Below are 4,814 nucleotides of genomic sequence, written 5' to 3' on the forward strand. Positions count from 1 at the left end.
AGGCTTGCTTGAATTGTTCACTTCAGGATCATATCCGCTGTATTTGGTAAAAGTGTGGATGTTGTTCAGGGTGCCATACAACCTGGCATTCGCTATTCCTGCTTTTTTCAACAGGCTATGCGGCAATGAATAACCCAGGGTAATGGTATTCAATCTCAGGAACGAACCATCTTCCAGAAAATAATCAATAGCAGGATCGCTGATGGATTTACTGTTATCTGAGTGCAGGCTCCAGATCTGTTTTTTAGAATATTGATTGGGGTTTAACTCTGCCAGGCGATCCAGGTTGGTTGTTTCCCTGCCGGTAACCGGATCTATGAGCCTGAAACGGTTTGACATAGCGGCAAACGTGTTTTCATTTGGCAGGTACGGTCCATAAAAGCGACGGGCATTGGCATTGAACACTTTATTACCGCCTGTGAAGTTCATAAAAACGCTCAGGTCGAAGCCCTTGTACGTAAAGTTGTTGGTGATACCACCGGTATAGTTAGGCTCCCCATTGCCCATAATGGTTCTGTCGTTTGTACTGAATACCGGATTGTTCTTTGCATCCATTTCGCCGGTAGCAGGCTGGAATTTTATATCACCCGGTTTTACATTGGCTACATTACCGCCCTTCAGCCTTTCAACACCATCTTTTAAAGAATAGGTGCCGTTTGCATTCTGAATAAAATCATCGGTGGTGTATACGCCATCATATTTATACCCGTAGAACTGGCCTAAACGCTGGCCCACCTGAACAATGAAATTACCATCGTACAATACATTAGCGCCGCCATTGCCATACAATGCCAGCACTTTGGAGCGGTTGAAGGAAATATTAAAACCGGTTGTCCATTTAAAATCTTTGGTATTGATATTCGTGGAATTCACTAAAATCTCAACACCCCTGTTCTGCACAGAACCAAAGTTCTGGAACTGGTTGGCGTAACCGGTTGAGGTAGGGATATTACTTTTCAACAACAGGTTATTCGATTGCTGGTTGTAAAAATCAGCCGAAATATTCAGGCGGTTGTTGAGCACCGACATATCGAGACCAACGTTGAAAGAATTTGTTTTTTCCCAGCGCAGAGCTGCATTGGCGAGAACACTGCCAGGGCTGAGCGAAATTACTTCCTGGTTGTTGATGGCATAAAAACCTGCGCCGTACCCTGTAACATACATATAGTCGTCGATATTACAGTTACCGGTTGTGCCGTACCCCACGCGCAACTTCAACTGGTTGAAGATGCCATTGTTCTTCATGAACGCTTCCTCTGAGATCCGCCAGGCTGCAGACACAGAAGGCAGCATGCCCCACCGGTGGCTGGGGGCGAACCGGGATACGCCGTCGCCACGGAGGGTGGCAGTAACCAGGTAACGATCGGCATAGCTATACATTACCCGGCCAAATACGGAAGCCAATGCAAACTGGGTTTTGCCGGAACCTTTGGAATATAATCTTCCGGCCACGGCCACATTGTTCAACCCAAAGTTCCCAGCAGGGAAATCTGAATAGGTATTATCCAGGTTCATGCTCTCACTAAAATAAGTTTCCTGGCCTGCCATCACATTCAGGTTGTGCTCACCGAAATATTTTTTCCAGTTCAGGGTATTGGTAACCTGCCAGGAACTTTTTTCATCGTTATTGCGTTTGCCCCAGGGGCCGTTATAGGTTTGCGAGGTTTTTGTACGGCCATCGTCCCAGTAATCATCGCGTACCTGTTGCCACTGATAAGTACCCTGCGTACGCCAGGTGAGGTTTTTCAGGAGGTCGATATCGATACCGGCATTGGTCGTATACTGGCGGGTATAGGTAGTTTGGGTAACCGCATCGTTGGTGATGATGGGGTTGTAAATATCGTACTGGGAGTCGTCGGCCTGCATGAGCTCGCTCACATCTGTATTTTTCAGCTGGTCGTCGGAGAAACGGATACCACCGGTTGGCGGTTGCAGTAAACTCAGTTTCAGTTGACCCGCCAGTGAACCACCGCCGCGCAACTTCATATTATTATAGTTGGTATTGAAATCAACGCGCACGTGATCGCTGATCTTATGGTTCACCTTGGCGCGCACATTCGTTCTTTGAAAACCATGTTTGTCAACAATACCATCCTGACCAGTGAAGCTGCCATTGAGCAGGAACTTTGTTTTGTCATTTCCACCGCTTACAGACAGCGCATGGTTTTGCAACCTGGCCGTACCACCAAACATCGCATCCTGCCAGTTTATGCCGGCCTGACCTCCATAGGTATTATGTATGTAGTCAGCCGCGCCGGAGTAAAAGTTAGGGTCGGTGATATCACCTCCAAAGTTCTTAGCCCATTTATCGGGTTTACCAGCCAGGATTTGAAACTCATACTGGTAATCGGCATACTGCTCGGGACTCATCATATCGAGCTGTTTGCTCAGTTTTTCAAAACTCTGGTATCCGTTGTAGGTGATCTGGGTTTTGCCGCTTTTGCCCGATTTTGTCGTAATCAAAATTACTCCGTTGGAGCCCCGGGCGCCATAAATGGCCGTTGCAGACGCGTCTTTCATTACATCGATGGTTTCAATATCGTTCATATCGATATTTTTCAACCCATCGTCCATTTGAAAACCGTCAACAATGTAAAGCGGTTTAGTTCCCTGGGTAATGGAGGTGCCACCCCGTACCACAATGTTGATGTCGGCCCCGGGCGCCCCGCTTTGCGTAACCACGCTTACCCCGGCAATTTTACCGGTGATGGCCTGCGCGGCGGAGGTTACCGGGATCTTCGAGATCTCTGCGCCGCTTACGGAAGCAGTGGCGCCGGTAAGGTCTTTCTTTCTGGCCGTGCCATAACCAATTACCACTATTTCGTCCATCGACTTATCCTGCGCTTCCATGATAATATGGAACGCAGTACTGTTACCCACCTGAACTGTGCGGGTACCATAGCCAACATTTGAAATAGTAAGGGTTGATCTTTTGTCGGGAACAGTGAGGGTAAATTTCCCGCTCTTGTCTGTACGGGTGCCGGTATTCGATCCGGACACTGTCACATTCGCTCCTTCCAATGGTCCTGTTTTGTCTTCCACAGTACCTGAAACAGGGATCCCATTTTGAGCGAAAGTTGCCTGCCAAACCAAGATGGCGGCGCAGCATAGCAATAGTTTTAAGGCAATCGTTTTTTCCTTGTGCATGGCAGTTTACTATTTGGTTTCTAACAGAGAGATGGCTACAAACCTAATTATTAGCCATGGCGGAGAGGTTCCCGTTTGTGCAGAAATGGTTTGTTTTTGTACAGGCTGGTAAAAAGCTTATTGAGATGCAAGTAGTTATGGATATAATGTGGCGCCTTTGGAAAATGGGAAGCTTTTTTGGCAGAAGGCAGAAAGAAATACAAAAGGCAGAAGGTAGTGGAGAAGAAAACCGGGGTTGAACAAGAAAGCTGACACCGACAAGCAGACTGTTCGCCAACTGCTTTTTACTTTATCGCCTTCGGCTCAATAGACCTAAACTATAAAGAAAACCAAAGCTCGGCTGTTTTTTCTGCCGTCTGCCGTCTGCCTTCTGCCTTCTGCCCTCTGCCTTGCCGCTTTCGGATCGATAAGCTCTACTTAATTAGCTATGCATCTTTCGACCTGATATAGTCCGAAGGAGAAACGTGGTACTTCTCTTTAAATAACGTGCTGAAATATTTGGGATTGCTGAAACCGGTTAAGTAAGCTACCTCGGAAATATTGTGTCCGCCGGCATCGAGGTATTGTTTGGCGCGTTGTAAACGCATGTCGCGCACAAACTCCATCGGGGTTAAGGTGGTGAGGCTTTTGAATTTCTTATAAAAATTGGTGCGGCTCAACGCCATGGTTTCGGCCACGCTGTCGATATTAAAATCGGGATCCTCCATTTTTGCTTCCACCACCCTGATAACCTCTTTCAAAAATGTTTCGTCTTTGGAAGTAATTACCACCGGTTCGGGACTCAGGTCAACGGTCTTCCTTTTCTCTACCAATGCGTGGAACAATTTCTTTCGCTGCTGCAACAGGTTATCGATACTTGCTATCAAAAACTCGTTATTGAACGGTTTGGTGATGTAATGATCGGCGCCATAGCGCAATCCTTCAATCTGACTTTCGATGGAGTATTTCGCTGACAGCAACACCACCGGAATATGGCTGGTGTTCACGTCATTCTTAATTCTGTCAAGCATTTGAAGACCGTCCATTTTCGGCATCATGATATCGCTGACAATCAGATCAGGGATCAGCGCGATGGCTTTTTGCCATCCTTCTTCTCCATCCCTGGCGGTTTCAACGCGGTAATATTCGCCCAGTTGTGTTTTGATAAAATTGCGCAACTCGTCATTGTCTTCTACCAGTAATACCAGGGGCGATAGCCCCCCTCCAAACCTCCCCCCGGTGGGGGGAGGCTGGTTTTGGTTAGTGCCCTTGTCTGCAATTTGAGCCAGGAGTTGCTGTTCGACTGGCGTTTCAAAGGCTGGCTTTGTTGGGGGCAGCTCAACAAACGACGCTTCGGACTGCTTATAATGTTCTGAACCGGATCTCAATTGTACTGTAACCGTTAACCCGCCATCGGAATTATTTTCCGCCCAAATTTTGCCGTCGTGTAATGCAACAAACTCGCGGGAAAGCGCCAGGCCAATGCCCGTGCCCTTTAGTTCGCGGCCGTTTGTGTTCTCCCCTTCCTGAAACAGATCGAAGATCTGTTCCAGTTTATCTTTTGGTACGCCCGATCCCTGGTCGTGCACGGCAATAGTGAAATTGTGCGATGCAGGGTTGGCGCTGATAAATATTTTGATCGCTCTGCCTTCCGGCGTGAACTTGATGGCATTGGCCACAAGGTTATA

At 47.5% G+C, this 4,814-nt stretch carries 3 protein-coding genes; 1 reads left to right on the top strand and 2 read right to left on the bottom strand.

What is annotated here, in order from left to right; genetic code table 11:
• A partial coding sequence (locus tag ACJ751_RS29030) for a SusC/RagA family TonB-linked outer membrane protein (RefSeq protein WP_407749044.1) occupies nucleotides 1-3,147 on the bottom strand: 3,147 nt, incomplete at its 3' end.
• 56 nt (nucleotides 3,148-3,203) lie between these two features.
• Between ACJ751_RS29030 and ACJ751_RS29035 the strand changes: the two genes are divergently transcribed.
• A complete protein-coding gene (locus tag ACJ751_RS29035; RefSeq protein WP_407749045.1) occupies nucleotides 3,204-3,386 on the top strand; it encodes a hypothetical protein in 183 nt (60 codons plus the stop codon).
• A gap of 186 nt (nucleotides 3,387-3,572) precedes the next feature.
• Here ACJ751_RS29035 and ACJ751_RS29040 read toward each other — a convergent pair.
• Nucleotides 3,573-4,814 (bottom strand): response regulator (locus ACJ751_RS29040; protein WP_407749046.1); only part of this gene is annotated, 1,242 nt, incomplete at its 5' end.

The organism is Niastella sp., from assembly GCF_045805085.1.
In the GTDB taxonomy this organism is placed as follows: Bacteria; Bacteroidota; Bacteroidia; order Chitinophagales; family Chitinophagaceae; genus Niastella.

What these genes read in the sequence shown, in the direction of transcription:
- ACJ751_RS29035 (WP_407749045.1), top strand. Translation starts at nt 3,204, where the DNA reads ATGGCGGAGAGGTTCCCGTTTGTGCAGAAATGGTTTGTTTTTGTACAG.